This is a genomic window from Paenibacillus daejeonensis DSM 15491 (genome assembly GCF_000378385.1).
In the GTDB taxonomy this organism is placed as follows: Bacteria; Bacillota; Bacilli; order Paenibacillales; family Paenibacillaceae; genus Paenibacillus_D; species Paenibacillus_D daejeonensis.
Genome location: NZ_KB899660.1, coordinates 1 through 14,690, shown reverse-complemented (window position 1 = coordinate 14,690; position 14,690 = coordinate 1). Strand labels below are relative to the sequence as shown.

Genomic DNA, 14,690 nt, shown 5'->3' with positions numbered 1-14,690 from the left:
TCACATTACTATGGTTTTAATGTAATGGAGAACCTTGTTGGCGCAAGCAAACACAACCACCTTGTAAGGCTTGCCATCTCACCCGTTATTTAATCGCTTTAGTCTATTGATTACTTAGCGGCCCATTCTTCATACCAGCGTTCGATTTCGAATCCAGGCCTCCCCCCCGTTTCCGCAGACAATAAGGAGACAAGATTCGTGTATTGGGCTTCTACTTCTTGAGGAAGATTCAAATGGTCATACAGTTGCATAAGCGCAAGCGCAATGTCCTCCAGCCACGGCTCAAACTCTTGTATCCGTCGATACACGGCTAGTGCTTCTTGGTGGTAATTGAATTGAATGTACCACTGAGCAAGCGCCGACGCGGTACTGCGCCACATAATATGCAAACGTTGTCTTTCAGATTCACACCAGCTGTAATCTTGTTCTGCAAAATATTTCCCCGTATACTTGTCGACAATTTGCTTATGATCTTCCACCGTCTCGGAATCAAGGGGGGCCAGCCCATTCCATTGGTTCTCCCACCTCTCTGTGTCCAGTGATACAAGGCCCATATCCAATACATAATTGTACATTGCGTAATGGATGGTAATGATTTGCTCGCCGAGCAAATCATTTAATTGGGTACGCAACCGATTAATGCTGGTATACAAATTGGCGATTGCTCTTCGCTCGTCAAGTTCCGGCCACAGCATGTCCAACAAACCATCGCGGTTGACTGATTTCCCGCGATTGTGCAGGAGGTAGGCGAACAACTCTTTGATCTTAGCGGTACGAAATTTAATCCGTAGCGGCTTCTCCTCTGTGTTGTGGCTTATCGTCAGATCACCCAAACAATGCACAGTTATTAAAACTTCATCAATATCTTCTCCCGATGGGCTAAGCCGCCTTCTTTTTAGCAAGCGCAGTGCCTTATGTAGTCGCTCTCGGGTCACTGGCTTCACAATATAATCCAGAACTTCAAGTTCGTAAGCTGCCAGAGCATAATCATGATGAGCCGTTGTAAAAATGACATCTGTCGAACTGGCGACGCTTCGAATCTGTGCGGCCGCTTCAATGCCATTCAGTCCTGGCATGTGAATGTCCAGGAAGACCACGTCGGGCTGCTCATCTTTGATTTGTTTAAGAGCTAGCCGGGAATTCGTATGGACACCAATCACCTGGCATTTATCTATGTTTCTCAATAAATGTTGAAGCCGCTCAAGCGCGAGTAGTTCATCATCCACCAGAATTGCACGCATATGACCACTCCATAGTTGCATTATATTGGGCTAATCCAGTTATGTACCGTATCTTACCACTATTGATTCTGTGATAGAACTTAAATTCGAGGCAATGAAATTTTTTTTACATGAGTAATAATGCGAAAGGATTTGGTTAATTGGTGTTGAATGTACTATAGTTTATGACTAAGTTACAAACACCTTACATTTATCGTCGTGTGTTGCCAATTCTCTTGCTTTGCATGCTCCTGTTGCTTGGGGGGCGTTGGCTGTGGAATGAGCGCTTCGGCTTACCGGAAGAACCGTATGCGGTGCAAGGTTTTCTTGACTTGGGGGAATCGGATCTGTGGAGCAAAGGTCCCTTTTCTCTGGATGGTGAATGGCTCTTCTACCCTAACCAGTTGCTCTCCCGTGAGGATATAAATCATTCTCGCGAGGATGTTGTACAGGTCGTAACTGTTCCTGGAAGCTGGGATCAGGCATTTCCGTCTTCTGGTTCTTACGGGTACGGTACGTATCGTCTACTGGTTCTGCTTGACAGTTCCCTAGAAGAAATATCTTTATGGAACAGTAAGATTCAATCTTCGGTTGAAATTGAAATCAATGGACAACTTGTACTAACGCTTGGTAAAACCGAGGCTATACAGGAGAAATATACTCCGGAGCGACAAGCTTTTACAGTCCCTTATGCGTTGCAAGGTGCTACTGAGCTGGACATTTTGATACGAGTGGCAAATTTTGATGATCCATATAGCGGGGGGATTACGCGCTCGATTTATTTGGGTTCAAGCGAAAGCGTTGCGCAAGAGAGTGGGATCTCGCTGGATCTTCAGAAGACAACGTTTATCTTACTGCTTCTTCATGCCATTTACGCATTCATCCTATTTTGTTTTCACACTAAGCAGCGCGCGTTGTTTTATTTCTCAATGCTATCTTTGTTTGCCGCTCTTCTAATCGCCACGGACCACGATGTCATCCTAAGTAGTTGGCTTCCCTTTAATTTTACATGGTTAATTAAATTAAAAACGATTTCCTATGTGCTTTTCTCTTGCTTTTTACTTGCCATTGCCAGAAACCTGATTCATGCAAACCCCAGGTCAGTCATCTATTTTTTGTATCGCCTCGCCATCAGCTTGTTCATTTTATTTGTGCTGTTTGTCCCGATAGAGTTTGTGTATGCTGCTGTTCATTATCGCTTGTCTGATCTGCTGTACATTTTGCCAATGATTACAGCGCTCTACCTATTCATGAAGATGGCATTGGAACGTCACAAGGATGCGATGTATTTGCTAATCGCCGCCTCCAGCGCGATATCCAGCGCGGTTTGGGGTATTATCCACGGACTGACGGGCAGTTCGAATTACATGTATTATCCCATCGATATCATCGCAGCTATTGTTGCTTTATCTGCTTATTGGATCAAGCAGTACTTTCGCAATGTTATGGAAATCCGCGAGCTTAATCAGAAGCTACAATCTGAAATTCGTCACAAAGACCAATTTTTAGCCAATACGGCGCATGAGCTGAGGACACCACTACACGGCATGATCAGTATCGCCCATCAAGCCTCTGAGGATGTGAAGTCTGACAAGACCGAGCGGCAGCAAGAGAGAATGCAGGATATTGTTCGTATTGGCCGTAGGATGTCTCAGCTGGTAGAGGATCTGCTGGATATGGTTCGCTTGCGAGAGAGCCGTATCATCTTGAATAAGGAGCATGTGTCATTGCAAGCAGTGATCTCAGGAGTGATCGATATGCTCTCCTTTATGATTGAGGGCAAGGATGTGCAGCTAACGTCCACTCTTCAAGATCAGGAGCTAGAGATCCATGCCGATGAACGGCGGTTGGTGCAGATTCTATACAATCTGGTGGATAATGCGATTAAATTCACACCCAAAGGTCAGATTACGGTTTCGGGAGAGAGAAACGGGGATCACATTATAGTGACGGTATTGGATACGGGGATTGGCATGAGAGAATTTCTGCTGGAACACATCTTCGAACCTTATGAGCAAGGAAGCGACGAAATCCGGACGAGCCGCGGGCTCGGACTGGGATTGAGTATCGTCAAACAATTAGTGGAGCTGCATGGCGGTGAAATACAGGCAGCATCGTCACCAGGCGCTGGAACCAGCATTCAATTGATGTTTCCTTATGTGGCGTCTCCAGAGCGCCGAGCTGTGCCCGCCTCCATGCAGACAGTCGATAACAGCTTGCCTTCCATCCACCATGCGTCAGTAGAGGACTCCGGGCCTCGCGCGCATGCCAACTTGGCTCAAATTCTGGCTGTGGATGACGATCCCATCAATCTAAAGGTATTAGCTGGTATGTTATCGGGGAGGAATTACCATCTCGTGACTGTTACTTCACCCAATGAAGTCCTACAGCAGTTACAGAATAGACGATGGGATCTTTTAATTGCGGACGTGATGATGCCCGGCATGTCAGGGTATGAATTAACCAGGCAAGTCAGAGAACGCTTCTCGATATCTGAGTTGCCCATTCTGTTGTTAACTGCACGTGGGACGCCTACCGATATTTATACCGGGTTCCTGGCAGGCGCCTCGGATTATGTAATGAAACCTGTCGATGCGGTGGAGCTGAAGCATCGCATTGCCTCGCTAATTCATCTGAAGCAATCCGTTGACGAGCGCCTCCGCATGGAGGCGGCATACTTGCAAGCCCAGATTCAGCCTCATTTCTTTTTTAATACACTGAATGCGATTATGGCTCTCAGTCATATGGATATTCCGAGGATGCAGCAATTGTCCGATGCATTCATTACCTATCTGCAGACCAGCTTCAACTTCATGAACACCGAGGAAGTTGTGCCTATCGAGCACGAACTGGAACTGGTTAGAAATTACTTGTACATTGAGCAGGAACGATATCAGCATCGATTAAATGTCGTATGGGACATCCCCGAAGAGCTTGAGTTGCTACTTCCACCGCTGACTATTCAGCCACTGGTAGAAAATGCAGTGGGCCATGGGATAGCGAAATCTCTGAAACATGGTACGCTAACGATACGGATCATGCCGAAAGGTTCTCTCGTGACCATCGAAGTCCTCGATGACGGCGTCGGTATGGAACAACAAGTTATTGATGATGCACTGAAATGGCCTGGCGATCATCCCGGCAAGAAACGCGGAATCGGGTTGAGCAATATTCACCGACGCCTCCTGCAAATTTACGGCCGCGGGTTGACGATCAGGAGTAATAGAAGTAACGGTACCGAGGTAACCTTTGACATCCCGCTGTATGATGATGAATGAAACGTCCCTGCTTCATTATCAAGCGGGTCCGCAGCTCTCGCGGTGGTTCCGGATAAATTCGTGGATGCCTTCAGCAACTTCATTAGAGGTCAATTCATTCTCCAATCCAGGGAGGATGAATTGATCTACTACACAAGAGCGGATGGTGTCGGGAATGCCGCAGCCGGCAATGAATTTATCCATAATGAATTGCCATTTAAAGAATCGGTCCCAGTCGATAAACTCCATCTCCTCCAGATCATTAATCCGTGAAGATAGAGCCTTCATTACATCAAACATGGATGCTGTGAGTTGAAGTAAATCCTGTTGCTGAGCGGGCATATCGTCTCTCCTCTCGATAACCTTCTTGTATCTGTAGTGTAGAGGGAGTGGCTAACCAATTTCTAACCAGACCTGTCCGTCAGGTGTTCTCTCAATCCAATGCGAAGCGTTCCTTGATGGATGCTGACAGTCACTCTGTCCAGCTCCAGCAATTCGTTGATACAAGCATGAACGATCTCTGTCACCAGCCAATACTGTTCAATTCCATCCTCCAGCGCATGGTTTTGCATCAACTTGTGTACTAGCTGCTCTACCGTAACTGATTGCTCCGCAAGCTGCTGCTCGGTCTGGAGGACCAAGCGATTGAAGCGTTCCAAGTGTTGATTGATGAGCTGTGACAAGTCCCGATAGATTCCCCCATGATAGAGTACATAGGCTTTTGGACGCATGGCGGCCAGCTTGCGAAACGAACGACGGGCCGCGCCAAAATGAGTATAGAGCAGTATCGTTTGTTTGCGCAGAATTCGTTCCCCGAACAATGCATCGCCGCAATACAACACTTGATCCGGCGTCATAATACCAACCATGCCCGGGTCGTGGCCTGGCAATGGCAGGATTCGGAAGTTCACCCCTGCAATCTGAACCTCCTCGTCTCGCTCATTCAATAAACGAAGGACATCCAGAAGCTCCTGTCTCAGATTCTCTCCCAGCTCTGTAATCGTTACGTTGCGTAAGCCATGCTCGAAGCCATGCCCCCTTCCCAAGGAAGAAGGTGTAGCGTAGATCCGAATCTCCGGATAGCGCAGAGCATAATAGGCATCGCCGCCGCGACTGCTATTGTGCGTATGGGTATGAATAATTGCGCGGATGCTGAACCCTTCTTGACTCAACGCATGATCAATCTCTTCCGCCGTTCTCTCATCTGGGCCAGAGTCCATTAGAATGGCCGTCTTGGTCGTCTTGTCGAGGTACAAACCAACTGAGCATTTGCCCGCATACATATAACTGGACCCGTAGACAGGAATGATGGTCTCGTTCATTGGCACCCCTACCCTCCTCCTTGGCTCTTAATGTATCGTACGCTCATACATGCGGTTGCCGATTTTAATTTTGACGATTTCTTCAGGAATCAATAGAACCGATTCTCGCTTGGCTGCCGTCATCGGGCGAATGGGTTCTGGCTTTGCCTTCGGCCTGGCAACTGCGGTTTCTTTAGGAATTGGTGCTGGTGCAGGCTCAGGCTCTGGTTTCGTCGGAATGGCTTGATGGGAGCTGTCTTGCGCAGCAGGTGGCATCTGATACAACTCGGCCAGCTCCAGGAGACAAGATCGAAGCTGCTGGGGGAGCGTTATCCTGGGCTCGGACTCGTTACGAATGTTCCATTGCTGCATGAGCTCCTGGATCTCCCGCTTCTGCTCCAGGAAGGCAATCCGATGATCTCCTGCGGACAGAGCGGATGGGATGCCTAACAGCTGTAATTGCTGCTGAATGCGCTGGGAGAGCTGGTGAAGATCGATTACCGTCCGGGTCATCCTCAGTAGCTGGGCATGCAAGACCGCTTGCCCCCTATACCCTCCCGTCCCTCTCATAAGCTCAATGCCCTGGAACAGACCTAATAGCGAGCGTGTAAGCACAATTAGTGACGGTTCCCAGGACTTGTTGCTCATACAAGAGCCGCCTCCCCATCAATAGTCTAAATCTTCCTCATAACGATCCTCCACTATTCTGAAGTCTTCTTCCATGTCGATATTCGTCTCTTCGGGTTTCAGTTGAAGCAAGACATCCATCTTCTTCATCACCATCCATTTGGACATCAGGATATTGTCAAGCAAGGCGGCGAAGGTCTGATTGTAGTTGATGATCTCCGAGGTGGTCGGATTGGTGGGAAAGTCCAATCGTTTACCGGTAAAGGCATGGGTCTTCTCCGACTCCGCGCGAATCAACTGGGATAATGATTCATTCTCCGACACGATCGAGCGTAACAGCTGCAGGACGGCTTCATCATAGGTGCGGGGATACCACGTATCCCTGTCCTCTGGCAGACTCATTGTTCATCCCCCTTCCCTATTCCTCTTCGACTTCGTCCCATGTGCTGTCAGAGTGAGACGGATATCGTTCCAGCTTAAGAACATCTTCCAGCTTCAGTTGCAGCAGCATTTGATTGCGTATGACATTGCGGAGGATCCGATCGACACTATCGTTTATCTTCAATACATCACAGAAAGAGACACAATGATCTTTTACTACTCGGTTGATCTTCTCGCTCTCGGCTTCAATAATCTTGGAGAGGCCGATTTCTTCCATGGCGATTGAAGTTAAGAGCAGAGTAACCGCATCTTCCCGGCGGATAGTAATCTTGGGATCGATATCTGGAACATTGGGTAACGACATGACTTAACCTCCTTAGTCCTCACGTACAGGTCGGGACAGATTGCCTACAATGAGCTCCATAATATCCTCAATGAAGATTTCTTTGTTAATGATTTCCTTCATGGCCAGATTCAGTTTCTCATGTTGCTCCAGAAGCGTATCTACCGGGCTGCCCGGAGTGGGGTCGGCATTCGATAATTGAATTGTTCTTCGCATTTCTTCGCTTTGGGAGTAGATCCGCTCGGCAAACGTCAGGCGCTCCAGTGCGATACGTACCAACAAGGAATTGACAGCGGGATCGGTCTTCGGTTCCTGAAGCAGTGCGCATCGCCTCCACCTTGTGCTTAGCGTACACAAATGGTCAATGGATGTATTATACGGGAGTATCCAAGTTGATAGACCTTAACACCCGATGCAGGTCAGCAGCTGCCTCCCGGTATTGCGGAGCCAAGGTTAACGCATGGGCATAACATTTCCCTGCGTCCTCTGGCTGTTCCAAACCTTCATAGCATTTGCCTTTGTAGTACCAGGCCCGATACGAGCCGGTGCCTTTGAGGGTAAGGTGCCGACCATCCCCTTCCCCCATGTCCAAGCAAGCATCAAATACCCGAAGTGCCTCTTGGAATCGTCCGTCCATGTGCAAGAGGATTCCCTTATAGTACAAGAGATCGACATACCCCTTGTGCATCATAATGGCATAATCGATAGTCAGAAGTGCCTCTTTGGCACGGTCAGGCGTCAGCATCATTTCATACTTGAGTTTATAGAGCAGAGACGGCGGATGCTTCCGAATTCTCAGAAATTCCAGGATGGACTTGTTCACATAATAGATGGCCGACTCTATATTCCCAATGCGGTAATATTCACTAGCCATATGGTACTCAACCCAGGGATCGTGCTTGGGCACCGCAAGCTCACGTCTTAACAGCTGCATATTGCGTTTAAATTTGTCTTTGAGCTCCGTTTCTGAATCTAGATAGCCATAATGATAGATTGTCACAGCGAGCTTCACGACCACCGGTGAGGAGTGAATGGTATCAGGGATATAGAGAATTTCATGAATTCGATTCCTGAAGCGAAATCCGCGATCTCTTCGAAATATCCGGTATTGATCTACGACATATACTTCGTCCGGGTCTGGAGCCTTACCTGTGTAATTGACAACTTGCACAGACATCAGATCCACATCCTGTACCTCAGCAGCTGTGCGGATCAGGTGGGCATCCGTTCCGTGCAGCTCTTCATCAGCGTCAAGGAACAGAATCCAATCTCCACTGGCTGCCTCCAAACCATAATTTCGTGCGTCGGCGAAGCTGCCTCTCCAGAGTTGGCGCAGAATTGTTGCACCGTATGTCTGGCAGATCTCGATCGTCTGATCCGTTGAGCCAGTGTCAACAATAATCATCTCATCGACGACATTCTTCACGCTCTCCAGACACCGCCGGATATGGCGTTCCTCATCCTTCACAATCATACACAGTGATACCTTCCCCATTCTCTCACTCCTGTTCATGAGGGTACGCTAGTGCTCTGCCCTGAGCGCTTTTTCAAGTCATATGTATGAGTGACAGCTAACGATAAGACCGCTAATCCTAAAAATTAGCGTACGTTTTTTTAACATAGACGAATGCCTAAGCATATATTATGTAACAAACAGACGAATGAGGAGGTGTGTCCGTATGTCGAATCCGAATGTGCCTAATGTAACGCCGACGATATCGCTCACCAGAGATCAGGCGATTAATCTGCTACTGGCTTCCATAGCGATGGAGGAGTTGGGGTTGGCCCACGTCATCAATGCCGAAGGAGAGAAAATCCAGTATGCCTTGGGGACGCTGCCAGGATCTCCACAGACCCGGTATACATTAAAAGAAATCTTGGCCGTCAATGACAGCGCCCGGGAAATGCTGGATTCCGTGTTCCGCGAGGAAATGATGCTTGAATCCAAGCTCAAGCAAGTTCTTAAGCTGCTGCAGGACAGTCATGACCGCCATGATCCGTGTAAATAAATCCCGTAACAGGAGGTGAATGTGTGGTCAAGATTCTGTATATCGGTTGGGTTGGGTTTAACAATCTTGGCGATGAACTGATGCTCGATGTATTCAGGCAGCGTGTGGCGCAGATGGGAGATCATTATCGAGTCAAAGCCGTCAATGTGGAGCCCGAGTCGTTGAGGAGAGTCAATCCGCAGCAGGTTGACTACATTGTTGTGGGGGGCGGCTCCCTGCTCAGCAACATTCATACGAATTCGTTCTTGCTCGGATGGCTAAGCCAAGCTCAGGATCTCGGGGCCAAGGTTATGATCTGGGGATCTGGGATGGACCGTATTCCAGCAACGGCACTAGCAAGTTTGCGTGAGCAGCGGGAAGCCAATCTGACCATCTCCCCTCAAGCAGCCATGACGATCAAGCGTGTTGTCGATCGATGCATCTGGACGGGAGTCCGAGGACCGCTAACGCAGGCTCTGCTGTATCAGATGGGGATTCCGCGCGTGAAGATTAGTGGTGACCCGGCCTTCCTGCTGCCCGAGTATGCAGCAATGGAAACGCCAGAGCAGTCCCCTCGGACCGTGAAGACGATTGGGGTCAATTGGGGAACAGCCAACAACAACGTTTACGGGCAAAACGAGCTACGTGTAGAAAATGAGCTCGCCCAGACGCTCAAGCAATTCATCCGTCAAGGCTATCATATTTACTTCTATACCATGTGGGATCAAGACCGCGCATCTGCCAAGCGCCTCTTTGACAAGGTAGGCGGAGAGGCAAATCAAGTTACGTGGGATAGCAAAGTTCATCACCAAAATCAGCTGATACAGATTCTTGCGCCTTTTGCGTTTACCATCAACTTCAAACTACATGCCAATTATATTTCGCTGGCCGCCGGTGTACCCTTTATTGCGCTGGGTTATCGGTTCAAGGTATATGATTTTGCCTATTCCGTTGGATTGCAGGATTATGTGCTGTCGATGAATACGGAGAATATTGGCGAGTCGATTATAGCTCTGGGGTCGAAGATCGAACACAATCGACAGGGACTCGTGACCAGCATGGCCCAAGCTCATAGCAAATATGGCCAGATCGTCGATGAGCCGTTCCGTCTTCGGTTGTTCGATCGTTAGGAGGTTGGCATTGAAGAAAATATTATATATCGGCTGGGGCGGGCATCTCAATCTGGGGGACGAAATCATGCTTGATGTGTTCAAGCAGCGCTTGCGTTCTACCGGAAATGACTATCAGTTAGAAACGGTGAATGGCGAGCTCGCATTTCTGTTAAATGCCAACATTAAAGATTACGATACGATTGTCGTTGGTGGGGGCACGATGTTCAATGGGTTAAGCGATATTATGGATGTGGCACTGCTTGAGCTGTTGCAGGATGCGGTCCGCATGGATAAGAAATTTCTCGTATGGGGCGCGGGAGTGGATGGATTACCGCGGTCCTTTGTCTCAAGCTTACTCAAGCAAGAATCACCCCCCTTTCCTTTTCCTAGCTCACTACTGAGAAACATTCGTGAGGTGTTCGGAGCAAGCCTATGGTCGGGCGTTCGAGGCCCGCTATCTCAGGCAATCCTACGACAGCTTGGCGTCGATGAGGTGAAGATGAGTGGCGATCCTGCCTTGCTTCTTTCCAAGGCTGAATTGCAGATTCACCCCTATTCCAAAGAATGGAGCAACGTACCAAAATCCAAAATTATCGGGGTGAACTGGGGGACGGCTCATAATCGAATCTATGGGACGGATGAAATCAGGGTAGAGAATGAGCTTGCGGCGGCTTTGCAGGATCTCATGAAACAGGGATATACCGTCTATTTGTATACGCTCTGGGAACAGGATCAAGCGGCTGCGCAGCGCTTGTACAGCAAGATTAACCACAACGGAAATGTGTTCCTGAACACGAAGATCTGTTCACAGGATGAACTGCTAAACATGTTGGATGAGTTTGAGTTTACCATAAACTTCAAGCTGCATGCGAGCTGTTTATCCTTGTGTGTTGGGGTCCCCTTTATTGCCCTGGGCCATCGTTTCAAAGTGTTTGATTTCGCACATTCCGTAGGGATGGAGCGCTATGTGCTTCCTACAGATGAAATGGATATGGAGGAATCGATTCTCAAGATGGTTGCATCCATGGAGAAGACGAGGCCTTTTGTGATCAGCCAAATGACAGCTGCACGTTGGCGGTTAATTGAGGTTGCGGAGGAGCCTTTCCAGAGAAGACTGATGGATTGAAATAAAGGAGGCGCAACATGAAAAAAATTCTATATATAGGTTGGGTGGGATACCGGAATCTCGGAGATGAGCTGATGCTGGATTTGTTTAAACAGCGGTTGCTTGCTTCAGGGGGAGAATACCAGCTGGAGGTACAGAATAATGAGCCCGGCTATATGCAAGATGCGTCGATTGAACCTTATGATTGTGTCGTTCTGGGCGGAGGGTCGATCTTAAGCGGATTAATGCAAGTCATTGACCCTGTTGTAATCAACTTTTTGAAACAAACCATTCATCTGAACAAGAAGCTGGTAATTTGGGGGTCTGGCATCGATTGGCTGCCGCATTCGTCAATCGCTGCACTCCAACGACAAGAACCGGTTGCACTGGATATTCCCGAGTCGCTTGTCACTACGCTCAGAGAGGTATTCGCACATAGTGTATGGGCGGGTGTGCGTGGGCCCTATACTCAAGCCATACTTACGCAGCTTGGTGTCCATAACGTACAAGTGAGTGGAGATCCGGGATTCCTCATGACCCGTACTCGCGATACAGGGAATGAAACTTCTGAGCGAATCATAGGTGTGAACTGGGGAACGGCATTGAACCGGATTTATGGCGGAGACGAGTTGCGAGTCGAAGATCAGCTGGCTGAAGCCTTATGCAGATTCGCAAGCGAAGGCTACGCCATCTATCTCTATACCATGTGGAATCAGGACCAGACGGCTATTAATCGGCTCTACCACAAAATTAGTCCGAATGACAAAGTGATCATGGATAAAAAGATTTATCACCAAGATGATTTAATATCCTTGATCCAATCCTTTGACTTTACGATCAATTTAAAGCTGCATGCCAATTATCTCTCGGTGGCTGCTGAGGTTCCCTTTATCGCTTTGGGCTATCGATTCAAGGTATTCGATTTTGCCCACTCGATCGGCATGGAAGATTATGTTATCTCAACCAATGATCCCAATCTTAAGGATCGAATGCTAGAGACCGCTGGTCAGATATCAGCCGTGCGGCCGCATCTGGTCTCCCTTATATCCCATGAACGTCAACGGTATGCCGGCTTAATTCATGCCCCTTTTACATTACAGCTTTTTTAATTGCGTCAGGAGTGAAGACCATGGCAAAATTGAAGCTGCTCGTTCTCACAAGAGATGACCGCAACTATACTGTACCCGCCTCCCACTATTTCATGGAGGAGCTTGCGAAGTCAACGGAATTAGTCATTTCCCACCAATCGGGCAAGGTAACGGAGATTATCGAATCCCTGGAGTTTGTACCAGATTTCGTGTACCTCCACGATTATATGGAGAACTTCTCGCCCGTCGTGACCGGTCTCAAAGAGCTGAACCTCCCTTATGCCGTAAGTTTACACGACTTGCATTATGAGCAGGAGCGACGCAAAGTCATCATGAAAGAAGAGGGTATCCGTCATGTGTTTACGTATTATAGGGACCGGTTTCGCGCTTGGTATCCTGAGTTCGCAGAGAACATGATATGGAGTCCGCACCATGCCAACACGGATCTCTTTAAGGATTATCAGCTGGAGCGGGATATTGGGATGTTGCTGACGGGTGCGATGTATGACAATGTGTACCCCTTGCGTAGTGCCATAGCCAAGCGGTTCCGAAACCATCCGGAATTCAAGCATATTCACCATCCGGGCTATCGTCAGATCGGTGGAGAGGAACAGGATGTCTGGGTGGGTGACCGGTTTGCCCTGCTTTTGAATAGAGCCAAGATTAGCTTCACGTGTAATTCTACGTTCAAGTATTCCTTGATGAAATATTTTGAGATTGCGGCTTGCAATAGCTTGTTGATGGCGTCTCACTCTCAAGAAATCAGTGATCTGGGGTTTATTCCGGGTGTCCATTACGTGTCCATCGACGACCATAACTTTGAGGAAAAGGCCAACTATTATCTCAAGCATCCTGAAGAGCGGGAGCGCATTGCCCGTAACGGTATGCACATGGTTCATGAACGACACTCTACCAAGGTTAGAGTATCTGAATTTGTAGAAGCTGTAGAGGGAATTTGCCTGGGTTCCTCCCCTCTCCCTAGCGTATGATTTATCGTCAGTGTCGGCAACTACGACAAAGTTAGGTCTTTCATCCGTTGCCGTTCTCCCCCATCTAGCATAGTTTGGATTATCTTGTGTATAAGGAGGACTACACATGTCCAATCCAAACCTTCCCAACATTACCCCTACTATCTCATTATCTCGTGATGACGTTGTGAACTTGCTCTTCTCCTCGATTGCGATGGAAGAACTGGGCTTGGCCCACATTATCAATGCTGAGGGAGAAAAAATTCAATATGCTCTCGGCACCCTTGCGGGGGTCAGCGGTCCGGCTGCCACGTTGGATCAAATCCTGCAGGTGAATCAGAGTGCGCAGTCGATGCTCGACACGGTGTTCCGGCAAGAAATGATGCTGGATTCGAAATTGAAGACTGCATCGAATCTGCCAACCCTGGCAGGACCTGCCGGAGCAACGGGAGCGACAGGTGCACCCGGCGAGCCGGGTGGGGTATTAAGCGTCAATGGCCAGACCGGCGAAGTCGTGTTAAGTGCTGATGATGGGGTCTTCCCCATCAACAATGAAGAGCCCTCGGGCAGCAACCTGGATAACTATACAACAGCGGGGGTGTACAGCTCGGATGATCCGAATGGCCCCCCACCGCAGGGGGGTCCGGATGATGTCGCGCATCCCGCCGTATGGACGCTGTATGTGTCACAGGTGGGCAGCTATATTCAGCAGCTCTATATCTCCAATCCGACCCTCCAGTACCGGAGTAGCCAGGACAACGGGGTTACCTACACGGACTGGATTCCAATTGGCGAACAAGGCGCAACAGGTCCGACCGGGGCTGGTGAAACTGGAGCTACGGGTGCGACGGGTCCCCAAGGCAATACCGGTGCAGATGGTGTTACGGGTAACACCGGAGCCACGGGTCTGAATGGGGCTGTGGGTGTTACAGGGGCGACGGGACTCCAAGGTGCCACAGGTTTCACTGGAATGACGGGCGCGACGGGTGCTCCAGGGGCTACCGGGATGACGGGTGCAACTGGGGTTCAAGGTGCGACGGGCGTCACGGGTATGACGGGTGTGACCGGTATCCAAGGTGCGACAGGCATCACCGGCATGACGGGCGCGACGGGTCTCTCAGGTGTCACGGGCGTGACCGGCATGACAGGAGCGACGGGTCTCCAAGGTGCCACTGGCCTCACGGGTATGACGGGTGCAACGGGCCTCCCAGGTGTCACGGGCGTGACCGGTATGACGGGTGCGACGGGTGTTCAAGGTGCGACTGGCATCACCGGCATGACGGGTGCGACAGGTATCCAA

Annotated in this window: 15 protein-coding genes; 7 read left to right on the top strand and 8 right to left on the bottom strand. The window is 49.1% G+C overall.

From position 1 onward, the window contains the following. Positions 1-110: 110 nt before the first annotated feature. Positions 111-1,241, bottom strand: a complete 1,131-nt coding sequence (locus F556_RS0106855; protein WP_020616177.1) for a response regulator — start codon at positions 1,239-1,241, stop codon at positions 111-113. Positions 1,242-1,405: 164 nt separating this feature from the next. Here F556_RS0106855 and F556_RS0106850 point away from each other — a divergent pair, with 164 nt between their 5' ends. Further along, the gene (locus tag F556_RS0106850; protein ID WP_020616176.1) at positions 1,406-4,498 is read left to right on the top strand and encodes an ATP-binding protein; all 3,093 of its coding nucleotides are present in this window, start codon (positions 1,406-1,408) and stop codon (positions 4,496-4,498) included. Positions 4,499-4,516: 18 nt separating this feature from the next. Here the strand turns inward: F556_RS0106850 and F556_RS0106845 are convergent, their stop codons facing one another. The 7 genes from F556_RS0106845 to F556_RS0106815 all read right to left on the bottom strand — a co-directional run bounded on the left by F556_RS0106845 (position 4,517) and on the right by F556_RS0106815 (position 8,624). Then, on the bottom strand, positions 4,517-4,819 hold the full coding sequence (locus F556_RS0106845) for a hypothetical protein (RefSeq protein ID WP_020616175.1): 303 nt from the start codon (positions 4,817-4,819) through the stop codon (positions 4,517-4,519). A 62-nt stretch (positions 4,820-4,881) separates the two neighbouring features. Continuing rightward, a complete protein-coding gene (locus F556_RS33405) occupies positions 4,882-5,799 on the bottom strand; it encodes an MBL fold metallo-hydrolase (protein ID WP_020616174.1) in 918 nt (305 codons plus the stop codon). A 27-nt stretch (positions 5,800-5,826) separates the two neighbouring features. Further along, on the bottom strand, positions 5,827-6,426 hold the full coding sequence (locus F556_RS0106835; protein WP_020616173.1) for a hypothetical protein: 600 nt from the start codon (positions 6,424-6,426) through the stop codon (positions 5,827-5,829). An 18-nt stretch (positions 6,427-6,444) separates the two neighbouring features. Then, complete coding sequence (locus F556_RS0106830; RefSeq protein WP_020616172.1) at positions 6,445-6,807, bottom strand: alpha-helical endospore appendage domain-containing protein; 363 nt, start codon at positions 6,805-6,807, stop codon at positions 6,445-6,447. A gap of 16 nt (positions 6,808-6,823) precedes the next feature. Continuing rightward, a complete protein-coding gene (locus F556_RS0106825; protein ID WP_020616171.1) occupies positions 6,824-7,150 on the bottom strand; it encodes an alpha-helical endospore appendage domain-containing protein in 327 nt (108 codons plus the stop codon). 12 nt (positions 7,151-7,162) lie between these two features. Next, complete coding sequence (locus tag F556_RS0106820; protein ID WP_483823569.1) at positions 7,163-7,486, bottom strand: alpha-helical endospore appendage domain-containing protein; 324 nt, start codon at positions 7,484-7,486, stop codon at positions 7,163-7,165. Positions 7,487-7,502: 16 nt separating this feature from the next. Beyond that, on the bottom strand, positions 7,503-8,624 hold the full coding sequence (locus F556_RS0106815; RefSeq protein WP_020616169.1) for a glycosyltransferase: 1,122 nt from the start codon (positions 8,622-8,624) through the stop codon (positions 7,503-7,505). A 184-nt stretch (positions 8,625-8,808) separates the two neighbouring features. Here F556_RS0106815 and F556_RS0106810 point away from each other — a divergent pair, with 184 nt between their 5' ends. From F556_RS0106810 to F556_RS0106785, 6 genes are all read left to right on the top strand, one after another. After that, a complete protein-coding gene (locus tag F556_RS0106810; RefSeq protein ID WP_020616168.1) occupies positions 8,809-9,138 on the top strand; it encodes an alpha-helical endospore appendage domain-containing protein in 330 nt (109 codons plus the stop codon). Between the two features lie 23 nt (positions 9,139-9,161). After that, complete coding sequence (locus tag F556_RS0106805) at positions 9,162-10,247, top strand: polysaccharide pyruvyl transferase family protein (RefSeq protein WP_020616167.1); 1,086 nt, start codon at positions 9,162-9,164, stop codon at positions 10,245-10,247. Between the two features lie 10 nt (positions 10,248-10,257). Continuing rightward, a complete protein-coding gene (locus F556_RS0106800) occupies positions 10,258-11,355 on the top strand; it encodes a polysaccharide pyruvyl transferase family protein (protein WP_020616166.1) in 1,098 nt (365 codons plus the stop codon). Positions 11,356-11,372: 17 nt separating this feature from the next. Continuing rightward, a complete protein-coding gene (locus F556_RS0106795; protein WP_020616165.1) occupies positions 11,373-12,443 on the top strand; it encodes a polysaccharide pyruvyl transferase family protein in 1,071 nt (356 codons plus the stop codon). 20 nt (positions 12,444-12,463) lie between these two features. Beyond that, entirely contained in the window at positions 12,464-13,411 is a 948-nt protein-coding gene (locus F556_RS0106790; protein ID WP_020616164.1) for a glycosyltransferase, read from the top strand. Between the two features lie 106 nt (positions 13,412-13,517). After that, positions 13,518-14,690 (top strand): collagen-like triple helix repeat-containing protein (locus F556_RS0106785; protein WP_020616163.1); only part of this gene is annotated, 1,173 nt, incomplete at its 3' end.